Origin of the sequence: Lysinibacillus irui (assembly GCF_028877475.1) — a bacterium.
GTDB classification, from domain to species: Bacteria; Bacillota; Bacilli; order Bacillales_A; family Planococcaceae; genus Lysinibacillus; species Lysinibacillus irui.
Genome location: NZ_CP113527.1, coordinates 326,130 through 346,683, shown reverse-complemented (window position 1 = coordinate 346,683; position 20,554 = coordinate 326,130). Strand labels below are relative to the sequence as shown.

The 20,554-nt window shown below is 36.2% G+C and carries 19 protein-coding genes and 1 riboswitch; of the genes, 8 read left to right on the top strand and 11 right to left on the bottom strand.

Translation table 11 applies throughout. The features are described from left to right. Positions 1-23: 23 nt before the first annotated feature. A riboswitch (SAM riboswitch) is annotated at positions 24-137 on the bottom strand. A 155-nt stretch (positions 138-292) separates the two neighbouring features. The 3 genes from OU989_RS01750 to OU989_RS01740 all read left to right on the top strand — a co-directional run bounded on the left by OU989_RS01750 (position 293) and on the right by OU989_RS01740 (position 2,586). Beyond that, positions 293-925 carry a glycerol-3-phosphate acyltransferase gene (locus OU989_RS01750; RefSeq protein ID WP_274795402.1) on the top strand — a complete coding sequence of 211 codons (633 nt, stop codon included), beginning with the start codon at positions 293-295 and terminating at the stop codon, positions 923-925. A gap of 115 nt (positions 926-1,040) precedes the next feature. Further along, positions 1,041-1,772 (top strand): class II chromate reductase ChrR, encoded by a 732-nt coding sequence (chrR, locus tag OU989_RS01745; protein WP_274795401.1) that lies wholly within the window; start codon positions 1,041-1,043, stop codon positions 1,770-1,772. 388 nt (positions 1,773-2,160) lie between these two features. After that, the gene (locus OU989_RS01740; protein WP_274795400.1) at positions 2,161-2,586 is read left to right on the top strand and encodes a hypothetical protein; all 426 of its coding nucleotides are present in this window, start codon (positions 2,161-2,163) and stop codon (positions 2,584-2,586) included. 42 nt (positions 2,587-2,628) lie between these two features. Here the strand turns inward: OU989_RS01740 and OU989_RS01735 are convergent, their stop codons facing one another. Continuing rightward, positions 2,629-4,308, bottom strand: coding sequence for a hypothetical protein (locus OU989_RS01735; RefSeq protein ID WP_274795399.1), 1,680 nt, complete (start codon positions 4,306-4,308; stop codon positions 2,629-2,631). A 131-nt stretch (positions 4,309-4,439) separates the two neighbouring features. Between OU989_RS01735 and OU989_RS01730 the strand changes: the two genes are divergently transcribed. The 3 genes from OU989_RS01730 (at position 4,440) to OU989_RS01720 (ending at position 7,640) form a co-directional block, all read left to right on the top strand. Continuing rightward, a complete protein-coding gene (locus OU989_RS01730) occupies positions 4,440-5,090 on the top strand; it encodes a lysoplasmalogenase (RefSeq protein WP_274795398.1) in 651 nt (216 codons plus the stop codon). A gap of 152 nt (positions 5,091-5,242) precedes the next feature. Next, positions 5,243-6,472: a peptidase T gene (gene pepT / locus OU989_RS01725; protein ID WP_274795397.1), complete on the top strand. Its 1,230-nt coding sequence runs from the start codon at positions 5,243-5,245 to the stop codon at positions 6,470-6,472. Between the two features lie 205 nt (positions 6,473-6,677). Further along, positions 6,678-7,640, top strand: coding sequence for a DMT family transporter (locus OU989_RS01720; RefSeq protein WP_274795396.1), 963 nt, complete (start codon positions 6,678-6,680; stop codon positions 7,638-7,640). Positions 7,641-8,032: 392 nt separating this feature from the next. On the opposite strand, the gene OU989_RS01715 is transcribed toward OU989_RS01720, so the two are convergent. Then, positions 8,033-8,464, bottom strand: coding sequence for a DUF4395 domain-containing protein (locus tag OU989_RS01715; protein ID WP_274795395.1), 432 nt, complete (start codon positions 8,462-8,464; stop codon positions 8,033-8,035). A 119-nt stretch (positions 8,465-8,583) separates the two neighbouring features. Here OU989_RS01715 and OU989_RS01710 point away from each other — a divergent pair, with 119 nt between their 5' ends. Next, on the top strand, positions 8,584-9,294 hold the full coding sequence (locus tag OU989_RS01710; protein WP_274795394.1) for a Fe-S oxidoreductase: 711 nt from the start codon (positions 8,584-8,586) through the stop codon (positions 9,292-9,294). Between the two features lie 63 nt (positions 9,295-9,357). Here the strand turns inward: OU989_RS01710 and OU989_RS01705 are convergent, their stop codons facing one another. Together OU989_RS01705 and OU989_RS01700 are read right to left on the bottom strand one after the other, a co-directional pair. After that, positions 9,358-10,041: a GNAT family N-acetyltransferase gene (locus OU989_RS01705; RefSeq protein ID WP_274795393.1), complete on the bottom strand. Its 684-nt coding sequence runs from the start codon at positions 10,039-10,041 to the stop codon at positions 9,358-9,360. Between the two features lie 11 nt (positions 10,042-10,052). After that, complete coding sequence (locus OU989_RS01700) at positions 10,053-11,165, bottom strand: mandelate racemase/muconate lactonizing enzyme family protein (RefSeq protein ID WP_274797253.1); 1,113 nt, start codon at positions 11,163-11,165, stop codon at positions 10,053-10,055. Positions 11,166-11,245: 80 nt separating this feature from the next. On the opposite strand from OU989_RS01700, the gene OU989_RS01695 reads away from it, so the two are divergent. After that, the gene (locus tag OU989_RS01695; RefSeq protein ID WP_274795392.1) at positions 11,246-12,487 is read left to right on the top strand and encodes a helix-turn-helix domain-containing protein; all 1,242 of its coding nucleotides are present in this window, start codon (positions 11,246-11,248) and stop codon (positions 12,485-12,487) included. 72 nt (positions 12,488-12,559) lie between these two features. Here the strand turns inward: OU989_RS01695 and nhaC are convergent, their stop codons facing one another. From nhaC to OU989_RS01660, 7 genes are all read right to left on the bottom strand, one after another. Further along, positions 12,560-14,008, bottom strand: a complete 1,449-nt coding sequence (gene nhaC / locus OU989_RS01690; protein WP_274795391.1) for a Na+/H+ antiporter NhaC — start codon at positions 14,006-14,008, stop codon at positions 12,560-12,562. Positions 14,009-14,284: 276 nt separating this feature from the next. Further along, entirely contained in the window at positions 14,285-15,394 is a 1,110-nt protein-coding gene (locus tag OU989_RS01685) for an amidohydrolase (RefSeq protein WP_274795390.1), read from the bottom strand. 260 nt (positions 15,395-15,654) lie between these two features. Continuing rightward, positions 15,655-15,798 (bottom strand): hypothetical protein, encoded by a 144-nt coding sequence (locus OU989_RS01680; RefSeq protein WP_274795388.1) that lies wholly within the window; start codon positions 15,796-15,798, stop codon positions 15,655-15,657. 211 nt (positions 15,799-16,009) lie between these two features. Beyond that, positions 16,010-18,037, bottom strand: a complete 2,028-nt coding sequence (locus tag OU989_RS01675) for a TRAP transporter permease (protein WP_274795387.1) — start codon at positions 18,035-18,037, stop codon at positions 16,010-16,012. Next, positions 18,034-18,552, bottom strand: a complete 519-nt coding sequence (locus OU989_RS01670; RefSeq protein WP_274795386.1) for a DUF1850 domain-containing protein — start codon at positions 18,550-18,552, stop codon at positions 18,034-18,036. The genes OU989_RS01675 and OU989_RS01670 overlap by 4 nt, the downstream gene beginning before the upstream one ends. Before the next feature lie 125 nt (positions 18,553-18,677). Next, on the bottom strand, positions 18,678-19,682 hold the full coding sequence (locus OU989_RS01665) for a TAXI family TRAP transporter solute-binding subunit (protein WP_274795384.1): 1,005 nt from the start codon (positions 19,680-19,682) through the stop codon (positions 18,678-18,680). Between the two features lie 292 nt (positions 19,683-19,974). Beyond that, on the bottom strand, positions 19,975-20,529 hold the full coding sequence (locus OU989_RS01660) for a superoxide dismutase family protein (protein ID WP_274795383.1): 555 nt from the start codon (positions 20,527-20,529) through the stop codon (positions 19,975-19,977). Positions 20,530-20,554: the final 25 nt, after the last annotated feature.

The window sequence follows — 20,554 nt, the reverse complement described above, 5'->3', positions numbered from 1 at the left end:
GGTTGCGGTTGCAAGTTTTCCTCCCCTTATCTGCCAGATCCAAGTAAGAATCTGTAGGAATTAGCACCTTAGTAAGTTCATCACTTACTGGTTGCCGGGCATCATAGGGCCTATCCCTCCGCCGCTCTTGATAAGAGTATGAGATTCAATTTCCATCGTTGTTACACAGTATAAACATAGAGTTTTTTTCTGTCAACATGTAAATTTTATTTTTTCCGAAACTTCTGTCTGCTCTTTTACGTACTATGAACGCATACACTATTTTAGAAAAAATTTTGAAGGGAGTATTTTTATGGTAAAAGCCGTGATTATTTTTCTCTTAGTTGGATATTTAATTGGCTGTATTCACGGCTCTAAAGTGGCACAATTTTTATCTGGGGTTGATTTAAAAAAAGCTGGCCATGGTAATGCTGGTGCATCCAATGCTACACTTTCCCTAGGTTGGAAATATGGCGTTTTAGTAGCTCTCATCGATATTGGTAAAGGTGTTGTAGCCATTATCGGCGCACACATTTATTTAGCAGATGCTATACATTTAACCGAAGGACAAATATGGCTTTTAACTTACATGATGGCTGCAGGGGTTATTTTAGGTCATAATTTCCCATTTTATATGGGCTTTAATGGTGGAAAAGGTACTGCTTCCATTATTGGCATTTTACTTGCTGTTGATTGGAAAATAGGTTTATTTGCACTTATTCTATTTGTCATTTTATCTTTCGCAACAAACTATTTAATTGTTGGAGTACTTGAGTTTTATCTCGTTTTTTGTACAGCAACTTATTTATGGATTCCTGGAATCGGTCCTACTGTTATTGCTGTCCTTCTATTTGGCATAGCGATTATTTTGCACATTGAAAATATTAAACGATTAGTAAATGGCACAGAGCCAAAAGTCACATCTGCATTTAAGAAAAAGAAATAAAGTTTTACATTTACAAACTATTTAAATATAACTACAAATCCCTCTTTATTCGATTTTGACAACAAAGCGTGCTATGCTCATGATATAGATAAGACACAAAGGAGAGAATATTTAAATGGTTAAAGAATTATTACGCAACCATTCCTCGGTTCGTATTTATGATGGCAATCCGATTTCAAGAGAAATCATCGAGGATTTAATTGCAACAGCACAAATGGCTGCCACATCACATTTTGTCCAAGCCTATAGTGTAATATGGGTAACAGATGCAGACAAAAAGGAGAAATTAGGATTACTCTCTGGTAACCCTCGTCAATATGAAACTTCTGGTGGTGCTTTTGTCTTTTGCGTTGACTTCAAGCGTCTTCAAATGGCTGGAAAACTAGAAGGTGTAGACATAGTTGCAGATTCTGCTGAAAATGTTCTAGTGGGTGTAGCTGATGTATCGTTGTTTGCACAGAACTTTGTGATCGCAGCAGAATCAATGGGGTATGGAATTTGCTATATTGGAGGGGTACGTAACAATCCTTCCGAAATAAGTGAATTATTTAATCTACCTGATCACGTTTTTCCTTTATTCGGCCTAACAATTGGCGTACCAGCACGACGCAATGAAGTCAAACCACGCTTACCTGTGTCTGCCGTATTACATGAAAACGGATACAATGTAGACAAGTATGATGAGCTTTTACCAGCTTATAATGAGACAATGGAGATGTATTATAATAACCGATCCTCAAATAGAAAAATTGATAATTGGACAAAACAAATGGCTGATTTTTTAGTCGAACAACGTCGTCCTCATATCAAAGAGTTTTTAGCTACAAAAGGATTTAATTGGAAGTAATTAACTGATTACGCTCAGTGTAATTTACTATGAACTACCAAGAGACCTAATATTTATATTCAGTATCATAACGACTTATTGATTTTGTTTACTACTGCTAGTAAATGCAGCATGATTGTTTGAAGCTGGGGGAACGGAAATAAAATCCCTCCTGCCAACGTTCTTTTTATAATAGTGATTTTTTCAATAACATAATGGGGTTACTATCGTATGATAATAACCCCATTTTTTTCATAATGTCATCACTTTTCTATATTAAATCTAGTAATTTTGTCTCGATATATAGAGTAAAGACTGCTTCAAATTAAACGAAAAGACTCTTCCCATTTCCAGCTATTCCATTCATATTAATAAATGAACCCTATTGAAGAAAGGAGTTTTACTAACAATGTCTCATATCAATAAACATCTTGCTCATACCTTAGAACAACAGCATAAGAGAAGTGTAAGAGGTTTATTTTTAAAAATAGAAGAATTAAATAATGCGTGCACCGAGCTAAGAAAGCGGTTAGAGCCACGTGTTAATTTGACACTGTATAAAAATGCTATTGATTATGTTAATCAATTTGTTTCCCACACCTCTATTCTAAATTTGAAGTTTATTACAAATACCCAAAATCTAGAGGTGGCTGTCTTACATGCACTTCTATTATCCTATATTTTAGAAAATGAAGATGATCATTCTTTTGAATATGAAGATAGATTGCTACAAGACTATGTACAACAAATTTTTACTTTAAATGACCATGCAAGGACACTTTTTATGAACCATAGAGGCAAAATGCTTACCTCCATTCAAAAACAATCGACATAACAAAAGACGATCTTCGTTATCCTAAGATCGTCTTTTGTTTTTTTATTGTAACCCTTTAATGATGAGGGATCGAACTGGTAAGAACTGTTCCCCTGTATCACCATACGTGATAATTACCTCATCACCTTCTTGTAAATAAATGGCTAGAGGTTCTGTTTCAGCACTGACTAAATAATTTTCACCATTGTTTAATAAGAAAGAAACTGTCGTAAAATCTCCTAAACGTTCCTTGTACACACGTAATACTTTCCCACTAGCTTGCTTCTCCTCAGCATTTGAACTACCGTCAACTGTATTTCCTCCACGGCTTAATGCAGTTTTATATAATTTTAGTGCCTCCTTAGGAGTAGTAGCATAAACGGAGATTTCAGGATTGGCAGCAGACACAATGAAATAGTTTTGTAAAAAGCCGTTGGAATCCAGCACCGCTGTTAGCCAGCTTGCTTCCCCATAAAAGTTATATAGCACTGGCATTTCACCAGTCCATTTTTTCTCAATAAATTTCTTCTCAATAATTTGTAAATTACCTTGTGAATCCATATAACTTGAATCTAAATTCCCTGTATAATATGTGGCTTCTCCTGTGCGTGCATTTGTTAAGGAATACCCTAGCATGGAATCTACGCCTTCTTTAGGACTTGTAAAATCTGTGAAGTAATACATATCACCCTTCTCATCGAAAATTGGGCTAACATTCGATTCTGTTCCTTCATCGGAAGGGATTTTTACATCCTTTTTACCAAACATACTGTTCCAAAAACCATGAACATAATTACCGAAATAACTATTTTGTAAGCTTACTGTCTCTGGAGATACTGCACCATCAATAAATTCAGGTATTTGGTCCAGTTTAAGCACCTCTGATTTCCCTGTCAGTGCATCTACTAAGACAATCCCTTTCACATCAAAGCCATTTCGTGCTGAAATAAATTCACCATAGGAACGAATGTAATAAGGCTTTCCGTCATCATCTACTTCTAGTTGAACATCCCCATAAAAAATAAGGAATGGATGTTGTAGGCGAATATGACGTTCTAAATTAGCATTTAGATAAGCAGAAGGGACATACTTCATTTCTTCTTTTACAAACTTAGGGTTATCCGCCGAATCTGTAGCACTCATTATAAAGTAGCCTGGTGTTGTATCACCATTCATCCATTTAAAGAACCCAGAAAACTCGACTGGTGCGATATAAACATATTCACCCTTCACCTTTTGAATTTGTAAACGTCCTAACTCATAGTAACTAGTATTTGGCACTTGACCGAATGCCTTTTTCATTTTATTACGAGCAAATTTTGGTGGGACACTCGCAGGTGTTTGTGTCTCATCGAAAGGTTTTATTTCAACCTCTTCCTTCATTTCTGAAGAATTAAATTTATCATTAGCATTCCATAAAGGTGCTGATAATACATAAACTGCTACACCTAAACTTGCTAAAAATAAAATTCCTTTAATCTTCCGTTCAATACCACTCGCAAGCAGAGCACCTGCTAGCGATAATAAAATTATTGCTGGCCAAAAAACAAGCCAATTTACATCAATTTTTGTTACATATAGTGTGATACCTGTGGCTAAAAATCCTAGCACAAAGATGCCAATAAAGAAATATCCGATCACCTTTCTCGATTTACCATCTTCTCGCTTCTTTGTAATAAGCGGTGTTACTAATACACTCGCGATTAATGCAATGACTGCAGAAGCTATCAGTAGCTTAGTCATTTGGTTCATCCTCTCTTCAACTTTCTGTCTACTTATTTACGGTTACATACTAAAAAAGTTTCATACATACGTTGTACAGAAAGGAATTCTACCATAAATATTGAATTTCAAAAGGAAAGGAGCTGAAAAATTTGTTTAAAAAAATATTAATAGGTTTCATAATCTTGTTTGGTCTTTATTATATTTTTCTTTTTTCCCATATTGCCGAAAGTTTAAAACTACTATTTAAAGTAATTCCAATGTTGTTAATCATTATTTTAGCTGCCGTTCAAAAACCATTACATATTAAAAAATACCAACTTTTAATTATTATTGGGCTTATTTTTTGTATGATTGGCGACTATACATTGCAGTGGTTTTTAATTGGGCTGACTAGCTTTCTTATTGGTCATGTCTTTTATATTTTTGCTTTCTCTACCACAAACGAACAGAAAGTACCAACCTGGGCTAAAATAACGCTACTACTTTACGGTGTCTGCATGGCCATATGGATTGCAGGTTCCGTCTTGAAAACAGGTGAAACAATTCTTAGCATTGCCGTGATTGCCTATATTTCGGTGATTTTAACGATGGGCTGGACAGCTATAAGAACAGGCTCTAAATTTGCAATAATTGGGGCTCTGTTATTTATTGCTTCCGATTCCTATTTAGCTATTAATAAATTTGTTACACCACTAGCTTTTTCACATGAAGTAATTATGCTGACTTATTATAGCGCCCAAGTGTTTATTGCATTAAGTATCCTTCAATATTCCGAAATCCGAAGTAAAGTGGTACAATAATATCAATTATGACTTGGCATAGTTACGTCCGGAACTGGCTTTGTGATCGCACAAAGCCCGATTCCGTGACATCCATCAAAGGCTCAAACTTCTTTGAGCAAATTTTGGACACCCGCTAAAAAAATCAACGTACACAATAGGAGGCCATACTTATGAAAGAACAAGTAATTGAACGATTAATACGCTATGCAAAAATTGATACACAATCAGACTTCACAAGCGAAACTACTCCTTCTACACAAAAGCAATTTGACCTACTACATGTTTTAAAAGATGAGCTAGCCGAGATTGGTTTAACAGAGATTACATTAGATGAAAATGGCTATTTATTTGCTTCATTAGAGGCAAATACAGATAAAAATGTACCTACTATCGGATTTTTAGCACATGTTGATACAGCTACAGACTATACAGGTACCAATGTAAATCCACAGCGTGTAGATAACTATGATGGCGGAGACATTCAATTAAATGAAAATTTAGTCATGTCCCCTACAGATTTCCCAGAGCTTAAAAATTACGTGGGTCAGACCCTTATTACAACAGATGGTACTACATTGCTAGGGGCTGATGATAAAGCCGGTATTGCTGAAATCATGACAGCAATGGAGTACCTCATTAAAAATCCTACTATTAAACATGGTAAAATTCGTGTAGCTTTCACACCAGATGAAGAAATTGGTCGTGGGCCACATAAATTTGATGTAGCTGCTTTTGGAGCAGACTATGCCTATACGATGGATGGTGGACCACTTGGTGAGTTACAATATGAGAGCTTCAATGCGGCAGGTGTAAAGGTTGTTACAAAAGGAACAAGTGTACATCCTGGTTCAGCAAAAAATAAAATGGTCAATGCTATTACAATGGCAATTGCCTTCCAAAATGAAATGCCGGCTGAAGCAGTTCCTGAAAAGACAGAAGGTTATGAAGGTTTCATTCATTTAATGGGCTTTAAAGGGGCTCTTGAACATACAGAGCTTTCCTATATCGTGCGTGACCATGATCGCCAAAAATTCGAAGAGAAAAAACAATTAATGCGTGATGCTGCAGCTAAAATTCAAGCACAATTTGGAGAACATGCTTTAAGCATTACAATTGAAGATCAATACTATAATATGGGCGAAAAAATTGAGCCTGTAAAAGAAATTGTTGATATTGCACGTGCTGCAATGGAAAAATTAGATATTACACCTAATACTTTGCCGATTCGTGGTGGTACAGATGGCTCACAATTGTCTTATATGGGCTTACCAACACCAAATATTTTCGCTGGCGGCGAAAATATGCATGGGAAATTTGAATATGTATCTGCTGAAACAATGGAAAAGGCAACACAAGTTATTATTGAAATTGTTCAGCTATTTGAACAACAAGCAAAATAATAGGTATGTATTAGTGATCCACCCACTCACCTGTTAAAATGTCACAGATTGATTAAACTCAAAAAAATCTGGACTCGATGGGACATAATTGATAATGTTATAGTTACGAAGAAAGGTTTTTTCCTTTCTTCGTAATTTTTTCAGCATTAATTACTGAATTTTCTAATTACATAAAAGAATCTAAAACTAAAATTGAGGTGATTTTATGAAAGAAATTGCATTAGGCATTTTAGCATCACTTTTCTTTGCCGTGACCTTTATTTTAAATCATGCAATGGAAATGCAAGGTGGTAGCTGGCTATGGAGTGCGTCACTTCGATACTTTTTCATGCTACCCTTCTTACTCATCATCGTTTTTTATCGGAAAGGCTTTACTCATTTATCTGGAGAAATGAAAGCACAGCCTATAGCATGGCTACTTTGGAGCTTCGTGGGATTTGTCTTATTCTATGCACCATTAACATTTGCTGCAGCATTTGGTCCAGGTTGGCTCGTATCTGGCACGTGGCAATTTACTATTGTTGCTGGTGTATTATTAGCTCCCCTCTTCGTTTCAGTTATTGCTGGTAAAACAGTGCGCCAAAAAATCCCTTTCATTTCTCTTCTTATTTCTTGTGTCATTTTAGTAGGTATTCTGCTAATACAAATACCGCAGGCACAATCCGTTTCATTTAGAAGTTTAATGCTTGGTATTTTACCTGTCATCGTCGCAGCATTTGCTTACCCTCTTGGAAATCGCAAGATGATGGAAGTTTGTGGGGGACGGATCGATACCTTTCAGCGTGTACTAGGCATGACGATTGCTTCATTGCCAGCATGGATCATCATGGCTATTTATGCCATATTTACTGTCGGCCTGCCTTCAGCAAGCCAAATGTTCCAATCGTTACTTGTTGGCATTAGCTCTGGAGTCATTGCAACCATATTATTTTTTATCGCAACAGACCGCGTAAGAGACCATCAAGGCAAATTAGCTGCAGTTGAGGCTACACAATCAACTGAAATTCTTTTTGTTATAATCGGTGAAGTATTATTATTAGGAATTGCCTTCCCTAACCCGCTTGCATTAGCAGGTCTTGGTGTCATCATTGTGGGCATGTTACTACATAGTTACTATACAATGATACTTGGGAGAAAAAACGCTGTTCAGCAAACTACTTCTTCGTAACATTTCACTGTGGGCGGAAGTTTTCGTTGGTCACAGATGTCATCGTCGTTCTTCCAATTCAGATCAAGAACCAAGATGCACATTTCCGTGTTAATCTTCTAAGTGATGAATAACTCCTCTAGTGGTTGCCATAGTAATTACAACAATGCGCAATGATTTTCAAAAAAAGACGACTCCATTCTAAAATTAGAATGAGTCGTCTGAGATTTTCACGTTCCCAAAAAATGAGGGGGGTTTTAGGAGCGTAATCATGAACTAGCAAACTTCTGGAGAAAAGTAGCTAAAGTTCATCCTCTCTACACTGTATTGTAGAGGAGGAATAATCTTTATACGATAATGATAATCATTATCAATTAAATTGTCAACAATTATCTAATAATTTTTTTCTTTTTTTAAAAAGATTTTTTTAACGAACGTCGATATTGCCATTGCTTCAGTTGAAAATGAAGAAAACAACCTATACAAAAACCGGCAATTGCGATGGATGAGGCTATTGCAACCATACCAGTAAAGATATAGCCTAGGACCTGCCAATCTAATAGATATCCTATTAAACCGGCTGCTAAACAAAAGCTAGCAATGCTGGAATTAAATTTCTGTTGTTGTGCATCCTCTGGTATATAGGCAGAAGGAGCTTTTTTTAAAAACAGCCTCCCAACGCGAATAATTGGGTTATAGTTGAATAAAAGGCCTAGTAAATTTGCAGCAAGAGGAATAACTAATAGCCATGTAACTCCGGTTATCCATGTAAAAATCACACTTAAAAGAATAGTCCATTGATTTAATCGAACTAGCGGTCTTGGAATGGCAAGAACCTGTGACATTATAAACCCTACCTTTCTTATATGTTTAATGTATTTTACTATATGGCATACTATTTGTGAAGCAAAATTGATTACTTTATAATGAAATTAACAGAAGTTCTAAGGAAAAGAGGATTACCATGCCAGCTTTAACGATGGATCAAGTTCAACAATTAAACTCCTATAGTATTTATACAACTGAGCCTAAGCGGACTTTATTTACATTAGCTGATATACATAAAGACTTTTACCACCCTGATTTTTTAAATCTCATGATGGGTATAACTGATGCCGCAACAGAAACTGCCGCTATTTCTCACTTTGCACGCCGCTATGGTATGTTTTTTGCTATGCAATTTTATATGCTTGCCGCTTATGACGAAGTATGGGATGGTAAGCCACTTGAATTGCGTTTCGATGCGGCCAAGGAATTCAATAGTTTTACCGTTGCCATGTTCGCTAATCCAAATGATTGGCGTTATGTCGATGAAGATGAGCGTCAAACAGTCATAGAGAAAGTCCTTTACGATGGGCATGTAATTGTCCAAAAACTAAGGAAAGTAACATCGATTTCCCCTCTTACCATTTGGGAAAATTTCTTCGGATATTTGCTATGGCACTATCATGTATTGTTATCTAATCCTGGTTTAGCTGATCAAGCTATGGAGGATATTGAAATTTTAGAGGACCCTAAAACATGGGCACGCTTCTCCAACAAATCTTGGTGGGCACAATATACAGGTGGTCAAAGCCCCACAAATTTAATCAATTTGCCTGTAAGAAAATCATGTTGTTTTTCTAAAGATATCCCTGGCTTAATGGCCTGTGGTTATTGCCCAATGAAGAAATAACTTAGAGCCTCGTAAAAAAGCCTTACCCTTCACAAAACTTTTGTGTCAGGTAAGGCTTTTACTTTATTTTTCGTATACAACAAACCAATCATTGTTTTCTTCATACATAGTCGTACCAAGGAAACCTTGTTTTAAGAGTTGTTGTTGTCCAGCTATATCTCCCATTGATATTACTTGTTTTTCAGTAAATACTGATGACAAATCTTGTCTTAAATCTTTATAGAAAATATAACGCAGCTTATCTACGTACTTAATTTTCAAGCCTTTAATTAAGAGGTCTTGCGAGAATTTATCCTTTAAACTCGGAATATTATATGGCTTTACGGTTGAGCAAACATAATCATATTTTTTTAAATCGATGCTATTCATCACTACAGTAGCTAATGTTTTCTGTAAGCCATAACCGCGATACTTTGGTGAAACATTGGAAATTTCTTGATATAAAACACGTTGAAAATCCTTCTCCTCAATTCCACAATCATAGCCAAGATGCTCTTCATCAATAGGTGGATTTAACAGTGCTCGAAAGGCAATCAATTGATCCTCAACATAAGCACCAATCATCATTCCATTGCCATTTAAAATATACTCAAATTCCTCTGTACTTAATGGCTGTAAAATACTTTGATCTGTTAATGCCTCATAGACCTCATGCTGCAGCTCCTCAATTTGTTGTATATGCTGAGGCGTTAATTTTGTAACAAAAAAAGGTGTCTTACCAAGCATACCTTCATAAATCTTTTCCATTTTACGCCTCCTTAAGCAGTTACAACTGTTGAAAATTTACATAATTCCTTTATTACATCTTCATCTACATCTATACCTAAGCCTGCTTCTTCGTTTAAGCAAATAAATGGAACATCATAATGCAGGTTGCCCACATCTTTAGAGAATTTTAATGGGCCTGTTAGTTCAACACTTGTCATAATTTTCTTCGAGAAAGCTACATGGAAACCTGCAGCAGAACCAACAGATGATTCAACCATAGAACCAATTTGACACTCTATACCTGCCATCTCTGCCATAACAGCAAGCTTCATAGCAGGGTAGATGCCTCCACACTTCATTAATTTAATATTCACTTTATCCGCTGCACGCTTAGCAATAATTTCACGCATTTCACGTACGCCACGAAGACCTTCATCAATCATTAATGTAACATCAGATTTTGATTTAATTTCTACCATTCCATCAATATCTTCGCTATCTACTGGCTGCTCTAACCAATCGATATTTAAATCCTTCATTGCACGTAATCCTTGTAAAGTAGTTGCTGCATTCCCCCACCCTTGATTTACATCCACACGGATAGCAATGTCTTCACCTACTCGTTCACGTACCGCTTTAATACGAGCAACATCTTTCATTACCTCTGTACCTACCTTCATCTTAAAGGAACGATAGCCCATTTCAACTCGATTAGCAGCCTCTTCAGCCATTGCTTCAGGAGCACCAATACTTAGTACATGAGTGATTGGGAATTTTTCATGATAACGACCGCCTAAAAGCTGATATACAGGTACGTTTAATGCTTTCCCAGCGATATCGAAGCAAGCGATATCTATAGCTGCTTTGGCAGCAGGTACATCTTTCACCACTTTGTTCATTTTATCGTGTAGTTTTTCAAAGGCCATTGGATTTTCCCCGATAATCGCAGGGGCAAGTTGATGTTTCAGTACGGCATAAGTACTTTCCCATGACTCACCTGTTACATGCTCATCAGGTACAGCTTCTCCATACCCGACAATACCTGTATCAGTTGTTACTTTTAAAATAATAGAAGGCATTGTATCATATGTAGCATAACTAATGATAAATGGATCAATTAGCGGTAAATGTATAGCAAAAATTTCTACTTGTTGGATTTTCATCATAATCAGTCTCCTCTGTCGTTAAAGTTGTCGCTAATACGTCGCTAAATATTTAAAAAAATAGAAAAGGAACGATGCCCATGTCTACCAAAATAGCGATTATTTGTTCTAAAGCATTTATGAAGCGTATTATTAGTATCGCACAAAACGTAACCGATATTCAATTAGAATTTTATCTTTACAGGCATCCATCTGAAGCACCTACTTTGGTAAAGCAAATTAAACCATGTGATGCACTGCTATTTGGAGGTACATTACCCTATTTGCATGCTCAATCTTTACTTTCAGAAATACCCATACCTTGGAATTATATTAAACAAGATGAAACAGCCATCTCAACAACTTTTTTATCGCTAGTAGCTAAACATACTGTTCCCATCGACAGAATTTCCATTGATGTTATGAATCCAGCCTTTGTTGATAATGTTTTAGCAGAAATAGAGTATACGGGCGAAAAGCCACACGTTCAGCACATATCGATTACGGAACCGACCGAGAATATTTTACAGCGTCACATGGCCTTATGGAATACCAAAAGCATTGATTTTGTCATCACAAGTATTCATAGTGTTTTTGATGAATTACAAGCACTTCAAATACCAGCAATGCGCATGTTAGATACAAAAAATTCCATCATCCAATGTCTTGAAGAAACTAAATCTAAATCATTATTAACAAAATCAGAATCGTTTAAGGCTGTTGTGGGTCTATTAGAAATTCCAAAAGATTCATCTATAGAATCAACTATTTTAAGTCAAATTGCAAAGGCAACCTTTTCAACTTATAAGCAAATATCCGCGCATACCTTTGAGTTATATACAACAGCTGGACATCTACAAAATGCTCTAGAAAAGGAAAACCTGGAAGAGCTCATACAGCAAATCGAACAACCATTTAAACTAGCATTTGGCTATGGGCACTCCATTCTGGAAGCCACACAAAATGCTCAATATGCTTTAACATTTGCTAAACCTTCCGAAATCTATATTCTCGATGAACATAAAAGTCTATTAGGGCCTTTTCCTAATTCTAAAGGTAAAGTTTCTTTAAAAACAGATGATCCTTACGTTTTACAAATGGCAAAGCTTACCAGCCTTAGTCCGTTAAATATTTCTAAACTAATTAATTTTAGTCATGAACGTCAATCGGCACAATTTACTTCACAAAATCTTGCTGAATATTTGCAGGTAACTCGACGTACAACAGAACGTATTATCAAAAAATTAGTTGATAATGGCTATGCAAAAGTTGTAGGTGAAGAGATGACTCATCAACAAGGTCGCCCCCGCACTATTTATGAATTGAATTTTGCAACCTATTAAATAGAATTCTCGCAGACCTCATAATCTGCGAGAATTTTCTTTGAACTTGTAAGATAAAGATAATTTTAAAAATTAGTCTACCATTACCATGTTATCAGCATCATTAAATTCTTGTTCTTTTTTACGTTGCTCCGCAGCTTCTATTTCCTCTGGAGTCAGCTTAACAATCGCAAAGCCAATATATGCATAAATAATTGAAATGATTGGTACAACAAAATTAATAATAGCATATGGTGCATATTCCATAGCTCCTACACCTAAAGTACCTAAAATAAACACACCACATGTGTTCCAAGGGAAAAATACAGATGTTAATGTTCCCCCATCCTCTAATGCACGGGATAAGTTTTTAGAATGTAAACCACGTTGTTGATAAACACCTGCAAACATACGTGAAGGAACAACAATGGAAATGTATTGCTCAGAACATGTTGCATTTGTTGTAATACATGCAGCAATCGTTGAAGCGACAAGGCTACCTGTAGATTTAGCGAATTTTAACACAAGATTCATGAGAGCCTTTAACATACCTGAATATTCTAACACTCCACCAAATGTCATCGCTACAATTGTCATTGAAACCGTATTCATCATAGAGTCTAAACCACCACGATTAAATAGGTCGTCAACCATATGATTGCCTGTAGAAATTTCAAATCCTGCTTGAAGTGCATGAACAGCACTAGTTGCAGTACCACCTTGCACAAAAATTTGTAGCAAGAAACCTGAAACAATCCCGATAATTAAAGCTGGTATAGCCGGAACCTTTCTTGCCACTAATACAATAACACCAACTGGTACAAGTAATAACCAAGGTGAGATGACAAAGCTTTCTTCCATTACTTTTAGTGTTGTTAAAATTTCTTCTGATTGCATTGATATATCAGCAAATTTTCTTCCCATAATACCGAAAGCAACTAAAGCAATAACTAATGCAGGTATTGTCGTATATAACATATGCTTAATGTGGTCAAACAAGTTAGTTCCTGTTAAGCCTGCCGCTAGATTCGTTGTATCTGATAGCGGTGACATTTTATCACCGAAGTATGATCCTGAAATAACTGCACCAGCAATCATGGCAGCTGGGATACCCATACTTAAACCAATACCCATACCTGCGACACCAATTGTAGCCATCGTCGACCATGAACTACCAATAGCTAATGACACGATTGAACATAATAGCATGATTGTCACTAAGAACCAAGCTGGAGAAATTAATTTTAAGCCGTAGAAAATCATTGTTGCTACGACTCCTCCGCCAATCCATGCGCCAATTGTCAAACCAACTAAAATAATAATGACAACTGCTGGTAATGCAAGACGTATACCCTTATACATCATTTCTTCAATTTCAGACCACTTATATCCATGTATTTTGGCAACAATTGCTGCTACAGTTGTGCCAACAATTAATGGTACGTGAGGACTTTGCTCTAATACAACTACTGTAATCAACATTGTAATAATCATAATTGCAAATGTGAGAAGTGCCCAAAATGCACTAATTTCTTTTTTCATCGTCCCATCCCCTTTTTTTGCACCAAATCCCTTTTAGGTTTTATAAAGACGCAAATAATTTTTTACGTTTTTTAGCTTAATATTCAAAAAATTAAAAGTCAACGCAAAAAAATTATGCTTCTCAAGCAAATCCCTTTATTTAAGCGTAATAAAACGCTTTCAAGTAGCATTAAAAAACCATGCAAACCCTTGAATATCCATGCATTTCAAAAAATGTTCATGCAAAAAAAGCTATATGAAAAAATAATTACATTTTTTCATATAGCTTAAATTTTTTTATTCAGGTTTTTTCTCTAATACACACGCAAGTACTTTTGCAGCATCTATCAAAGCACTTCGATCAAATGTCATCTTAGGATGATGTAAACCTGGCGTTAAGTTTGCCCCAATTCCAATCATCGCCGCTTTTAGTTCTGGTTTTTTCACAGTATAAAAATGGAAATCATCACTTCCCGGTGTAGTTATTTCATCCGCTAAATGTTCCTCACCTAATGTCTCAATTATCGCATCCTTTGCCATTTTTGCAGCAATTGGTGAAACTTCAGCACCTGGTGTGAAATCTAACCAATTCCACCCCATATCAATATCAAATTGTTGCTGTATTGATTTTAAACCAGTTTCAATTTTACTACGGAGCAATTCGAGCTGTTGATTATGCTGTGCGCGAATATCCATGGAAAAGCTTGCATTACCGGGAATAATATTTGTACTACCACCATCAGCAATAATTTTTGTTAGTTTGGCGGAGTGCGGTTCAAATGGTGATAAATGAATACTGTGTAGCATTTGTTGTACAGCCATAATGACGTCAATGGCATTTTTACCTTGATGTGGTCTTGCACCATGCGCATCAATCCCTTGAATAGTACCCTCTAAAAAATAAGCAGCACCGTGATGGATAGCTGGCGAAATTTTTCCAAGCGGCAATTCTTCAATTGGTCTTAAGTGCACACCAAATAAATGTGTTACCCCATCAACTGCTCCTCGATCAAAGGCTGCACAAGCACCATTTCCTAATTCCTCAGCAGGCTGGAAAATGAAACGAACACGATGCTTTAACGGACGATCTTTCAGTAGTAATAAGGAACCAAGAACCATTGTCATATTAGCATCATGGCCACAAGAGTGATTGGCCTGCCATTTCCCATCAACTTCTTGCCATAAAGCATCGATATCAGCACGTACAGCAACGATTTCATCACCTGTCCCAATCTCAGCTATTAAACCAGGGACATCTCCTAATAAACGGTAAGTAACCTGTAACTCATCTAGTATCGAAGCAATTTTTTTAGTTGTCTCGAACTCTTTCCAGCTTACTTCTGGATATTTATGAAAATGATCAAACCATTGATAAATCGTTTCTTCTACTGTTATAGCTTTTGACATAACTACACCTCTATACGCATTTTTGTTTCCCATTATACATGAATCTATTTCAGAAAAGTACATATGTCTTTGGACCTAAACAAAATATAATAATGATCTTATCTATAATATGCTTAGAGAAAGGTGTTTAAGCCTTTACGTAAATGCGTCGAGTTTTTTTGAACATTTAGCAGAGCAATTAAGATAAAAATCGAGGCTTACAATGCAATAGGCTATGTTAAAAGTTAATATCACTTTCAACATAGCCCATCAAAAAAACATTATAAACTTGTAAAAAATCCTTCGGGATATTCTTCATACTGAATGTTCGCCATTTGCTCCTCATTGTTCTCTTCCTCTTGATGTGACTCAAACTCTTGATCCATTAAATAGGTCTCAAATTTAGAATTTAATAGTTTACCCATTGTATCACTCCTTATTTAATTGAATTTTCTGATAAAAGAATTATACAATAGGATTTTAGCAAAAAGCAATAAATAATACACATTATGCATTATAAATATAAAACCAATCTCAATATTAGATTAAAAACATAAGAAAATCTGCCCACCAACACCTGGCTATTAGTAGCCAGCTATTGATTGAGCAGATTTAAAATCTTAAGGCAAAAATTTATTAAACTGTTAGGCCAGTGTTATCATTCTGATTCCCTTTTTTATGTGATAAAAATTGAATGACAAACATCACAATAAAGATTGCTAAACCAGCCCAATCCGAAAATTTCTCTGGATAAATAAGTAATAGCCCTGCAGCAATAACAATAATTCTTTCAAACCAATATAGCTTGCGATACCAGTAACCAATAACTCCCGCACCGATCGCCACCATTCCGGTGATGGCAGTAAATACTACCCATAAAATCTGCGGAATTGTCGTATCAATCATTAATAAAGCTGGAGAAAAGACAATCATATATGGAATAATAAATGCTGCAATTGCGAGCTTCGCTGAGTTAACCCCTGTCTTGATTGGATCGCCACCAGAAATACCTGATGCCGCGAAAGCCGCTAGAGCTACTGGTGGTGTAATATCAGCAATAATACCAAAATAGAACACGAAGAAATGAGCTGATAGTAAAACCACTATCGGTACTAATTCCTGTGGTGTATTTGGCGATAATAATGCCACAATAGCTGGTGCGGCAATTGTCGATGTAATAACATAGTTTGCTGTAGTAGGTGCACCCATACCAAGAATAAGGGAAGCGATCATTACGAAAATTAATGTCAAAATAATACTACCACCAGCTAATGCTACTAAACTATTTGCTAGACTTAAACCTAATCCTGTTTTTACGACAACTCCGACAATAATCCCCGCACAAGCTGTTGCTGCTACCACACCTAAGGCAGTTCGAGCACCTTCAACCAATGCTTCAATTACATCTTTTGGTTTGAGACGTGTTTCCTTATTAAACATAGCAACACCAATTGAAATAATAATCCCATACAAAGCTGCATGCATAACTGGTGTTCCCGTTAACATCAAGACAACAATAGCTACAATTGGTAATAGAAGATATATTTTCTTAAATACCTCTTGTCGATTAGGCATTTGATCGTCTCGTAGACCTCTTAAGCCAACTCTTTTCGCTTCAAAATGCGTCATAATCCATATACCCGTAAAATATAAAAGAGCTGGAATTGCTGCAGCCTTGGCAATATCCCAATAGGTAATGCCACGCCCAATAAACTCCACCATTAGGAATGCTGCTGCACCCATGATTGGAGGCATGAGCTGACCACCAGTGGATGCTGCCGCTTCCACTGCACCAGCAAATTCCTTACGATATCCTAATTTTTTCATCATAGGAATCGTGTAGGAGCCTGATGTTACTACATTAGCAACAGAGCTACCAGAAATGGTACCTTGTAGAGCACTTGAAAATACAGCTACCTTTGCAGGACCACCAATTAATTTACCTGCTAACGCAACTGCTAAGTCATTAAAATATTGACCGACCCCTGTTTTGACAAGAAATGCTCCAAAGAGTAAAAAGACAAAAATAAACGTTGCTGATACACTAATTGGCGTACCAAATATTCCATCTGTTGTAAAGTACATGAGGTTCACAATGCTCTCTAAATCCTGACCTCTATGTGCCATAAATGCCGGGAAATATGGACCATAGTATGCATAAATTAAGAATGCAATTGCAATAATCGTTATCGGTAGTCCTACAGCACGTCGAGCAGCCTCAAGCACTAAAACAACAGCGATCAGACCAACAATAAAATCTATCTGTGTAATAGAGCCATTACGATTCACAAGCTCCGTATAGTTCATAGACCAATAAGAACCTACTGCAATAGATAATAGAGCTAATAGATAATCAAACCATGCAACTTTGTGCTTTGGCGCTTTTTTTCGAGCTGGAAATAATAGAAAAATAAGTGTCAAACCAAAGCCTAAATGAATCGTACGTTGAATTTGTGCAGGAAATTGCCCAAATATTGCAGTATATAGTTGGAACAATGAAAATGCTAGAAGACCAAAGAAAATAATATGCTTCATGACACCCGTAACTGTTCTTACATTTGATTCAATATCATACTTCTCAAGTATGGCTTGTTGCTCTTCAGCAGAAATTTGCTCAAATTCGTCTACTCGCTCTTCTTTTCGCGATTTTTCCTGTGTTGTCATTTCATCCTTACTCCTTTCCACTGTTCATAAAGCGATAGTCGCCTAATTTTAAATAAATAGGACTTTCCCCTACCCAAATCTTTTTTTAAATCATATTCCACATCTTCGTAAATCAATACAAGATCTAAATCTAAATCACCAATATAAATTGTAAAATCATCAATTATCTTGTTCTTATCAAACTGAAGTACATATTTACCATCTCTTTGAATTAAAGTTTGGTTTTCCTCCGCATAGCCAGGCATACCAATCGCCAAATCTTCATATTCCATCTCTAGCATTTGAATACGATTTCCCTGAACAGTTTGATAGGATTCCCATACATCTGATTTATGTATGGAGTGGGTATATTTTATTTGAAATTTCTGCTCAGCTGAAATGGGTATGTAGTGAACGTTCGGATGTTCCGCACGTGTTTCTGTAAAGGTGAACACTTTTTGAAGAGGAAGAAATACAAAAATGCATAGGCAAATGCTTAATAAAGCTAATACTATAATTAATTTCCTACAACGCATATTTTTCTATTCACCCACTTTAAAAGCTACTCGCCTATATCTACAACTTAAGAAAGAGGCTCGAAGCTTTATGCAATCGAGCCTCTTCGTTTCTTTTAAAAAGCTAGTTTCAACAACAATTCACACTATTTCTTTTCATCAAAGTATTTTTGAGCACCTGGATGAATGTCAATACTAATGCCATCTAATCCTGTTTCAGCTTTAATAAATTTCCCTTTATCGTGAGAAATTTTATTTGTATTATCATAAATAGCTTTTGTCATTGAGTAGACAACATCCTCTGGAAGATCCTTTTTCACCGCTAGCATTGCAAGGACTGAAACAGTCTCCACATCGTTTGCAATTCCATATGTTCCAGCTTTTACTGTATCTTTTGCATAGTAAGGGTACTTCTCAATAATTTCATCGGCTTTACCTGGATCTACTCCGATAATATTCACTTTCGTTGTAGCATTTAATGCTTCTACAGCACTCGTTGGTGTACCTGCTGTAATAAATGCTGCATCGATTTGGCCAGATTGAAGACCATCTGTTGACTCACCAAAATCAAGATTTTGAGCCTTGATATCATCCATTGTTAAGCCGTGAATTTCAAGTAACTGCTCAGCGTTTGCATATGTACCTGAGCCTGGAGCACCTACAGACACCTTTTTCCCTTTTAAATCCGCATATGATTTAATACCTGAAGCTTCAGTTGTTACGAGTTGCACTGTTTCAGGATAAAGTGCACCTAAAGCTGAAATGGTATCAATTTTATTCCCCTCAAACATGAGCTTCCCTTCAGTAGCATAATAAGCAATATCTGTTTGAACAAATGCAATTTCACCTTTTCCTTCTTGTAAGGCTGTCATGTTGGCAGCCGAAGCTTGAGATACTTCTGCAGTTGTTTTAATACCTGTATCTGTCGAAATTAAATCGGCAAAAGTTCCGCCAAGTGCATAGTAAGTACCTTGCGTACCACCTGTTAGTAAGCTTAAAAACTTAATATCCGAAGCTGGCTTATCGGATGATGCAGAGTCATCTCCACTCGTGTCCTTTGAACCACTGCCGCTATCTGATCCACATGCAGCTAAAATTAATAGCGCGAAGATACTCAATAGCATTAATAATTTAAATTGCCTTTTCTTCATAGTAACCTTCCCCCTCTGGTTATAATTAAGAATCTATTTAAAATTATCAAACCTTGTATAATAATGTCAATATATTTATAGTAAATTCAGAATTTTATAATTATGAAATACCACTTATTATCCACTAATTTACAATGTAAATAGTCTATTATTTAATGCTTTTTTCTCTATCCTAAACGTAAAATTTCTTTTCTAATAAAATAAATACAGATGCCATATGTATAAATAATGAATATCTATAAACAGTTCAAAAAAACTGCATCTAAGCTTAGATGCAGTTGAATACAGTATTTTATTGAATGGCCCCACAAGCAATTCTTGCACCTGAGTTACCTGCAGGATCTGTTTTATAATCGTCCTCTGATTCGTGGATGACAATTGCGCTTCCATCACTATCAAGTAACGAATTAGGTTGATCTTTTTGTAAGGTCAAGCCTTCTGCCAGGAAATCTAAATCAACATTCCCATCCTCACCAACCTCTAAGTTTGGTAAGTCACCTAAATGATAGCCTTTAGGGTTTAGCTTGCCATGCTCCTTATTTGTGGGATTAAAATGTCCACCAGCCGATTCAAATTTTGGTGGCTCACACTTTCCAACTTCATGAATATGAATGCCATGCGTGCCTGGCGGTAAGCCCGTTAATGCCAACGTCATCCTTACTCCATTATCCTCTTCCTGAAAATAGGCATTACCATAACTTTCGTTATTTGCCCCTATTACCTTTGCAGTCGCTGTTAATGGAGACGACTCTGCATTTACTGGTACCTTCTCTTCTTTCTTATCAAAAAAACTACAACCACCAACGAAAACTAATAAAGAAAGGCCAATCAAGCTTATTTTTTTCATAAAAATACCTCCTCTATTTTTGATG

Coding starts and splice junctions, on each gene's coding strand:
- OU989_RS01750 (WP_274795402.1), top strand. CDS start 293: ATGGTAAAAGCCGTGATTATTTTTCTCTTAGTTGGATATTTAATTGGC.
- OU989_RS01740 (WP_274795400.1), top strand. CDS start 2,161: ATGTCTCATATCAATAAACATCTTGCTCATACCTTAGAACAACAGCAT.
- OU989_RS01735 (WP_274795399.1), bottom strand. CDS start 4,308: ATGACTAAGCTACTGATAGCTTCTGCAGTCATTGCATTAATCGCGAGT.
- OU989_RS01660 (WP_274795383.1), bottom strand. CDS start 20,529: ATGAAAAAAATAAGCTTGATTGGCCTTTCTTTATTAGTTTTCGTTGGT.
- pepT (WP_274795397.1), top strand. CDS start 5,243: ATGAAAGAACAAGTAATTGAACGATTAATACGCTATGCAAAAATTGAT.
- nhaC (WP_274795391.1), bottom strand. CDS start 14,008: ATGAAAAAAGAAATTAGTGCATTTTGGGCACTTCTCACATTTGCAATT.
- chrR (WP_274795401.1), top strand. CDS start 1,041: ATGGTTAAAGAATTATTACGCAACCATTCCTCGGTTCGTATTTATGAT.
- OU989_RS01720 (WP_274795396.1), top strand. CDS start 6,678: ATGAAAGAAATTGCATTAGGCATTTTAGCATCACTTTTCTTTGCCGTG.
- OU989_RS01695 (WP_274795392.1), top strand. CDS start 11,246: ATGTCTACCAAAATAGCGATTATTTGTTCTAAAGCATTTATGAAGCGT.
- OU989_RS01700 (WP_274797253.1), bottom strand. CDS start 11,165: ATGAAAATCCAACAAGTAGAAATTTTTGCTATACATTTACCGCTAATT.
- OU989_RS01680 (WP_274795388.1), bottom strand. CDS start 15,798: ATGGGTAAACTATTAAATTCTAAATTTGAGACCTATTTAATGGATCAA.
- OU989_RS01705 (WP_274795393.1), bottom strand. CDS start 10,041: ATGGAAAAGATTTATGAAGGTATGCTTGGTAAGACACCTTTTTTTGTT.
- OU989_RS01665 (WP_274795384.1), bottom strand. CDS start 19,682: ATGAAGAAAAGGCAATTTAAATTATTAATGCTATTGAGTATCTTCGCG.
- OU989_RS01670 (WP_274795386.1), bottom strand. CDS start 18,552: ATGCGTTGTAGGAAATTAATTATAGTATTAGCTTTATTAAGCATTTGC.
- OU989_RS01715 (WP_274795395.1), bottom strand. CDS start 8,464: ATGTCACAGGTTCTTGCCATTCCAAGACCGCTAGTTCGATTAAATCAA.
- OU989_RS01685 (WP_274795390.1), bottom strand. CDS start 15,394: ATGTCAAAAGCTATAACAGTAGAAGAAACGATTTATCAATGGTTTGAT.
- OU989_RS01675 (WP_274795387.1), bottom strand. CDS start 18,037: ATGACAACACAGGAAAAATCGCGAAAAGAAGAGCGAGTAGACGAATTT.
- OU989_RS01710 (WP_274795394.1), top strand. CDS start 8,584: ATGCCAGCTTTAACGATGGATCAAGTTCAACAATTAAACTCCTATAGT.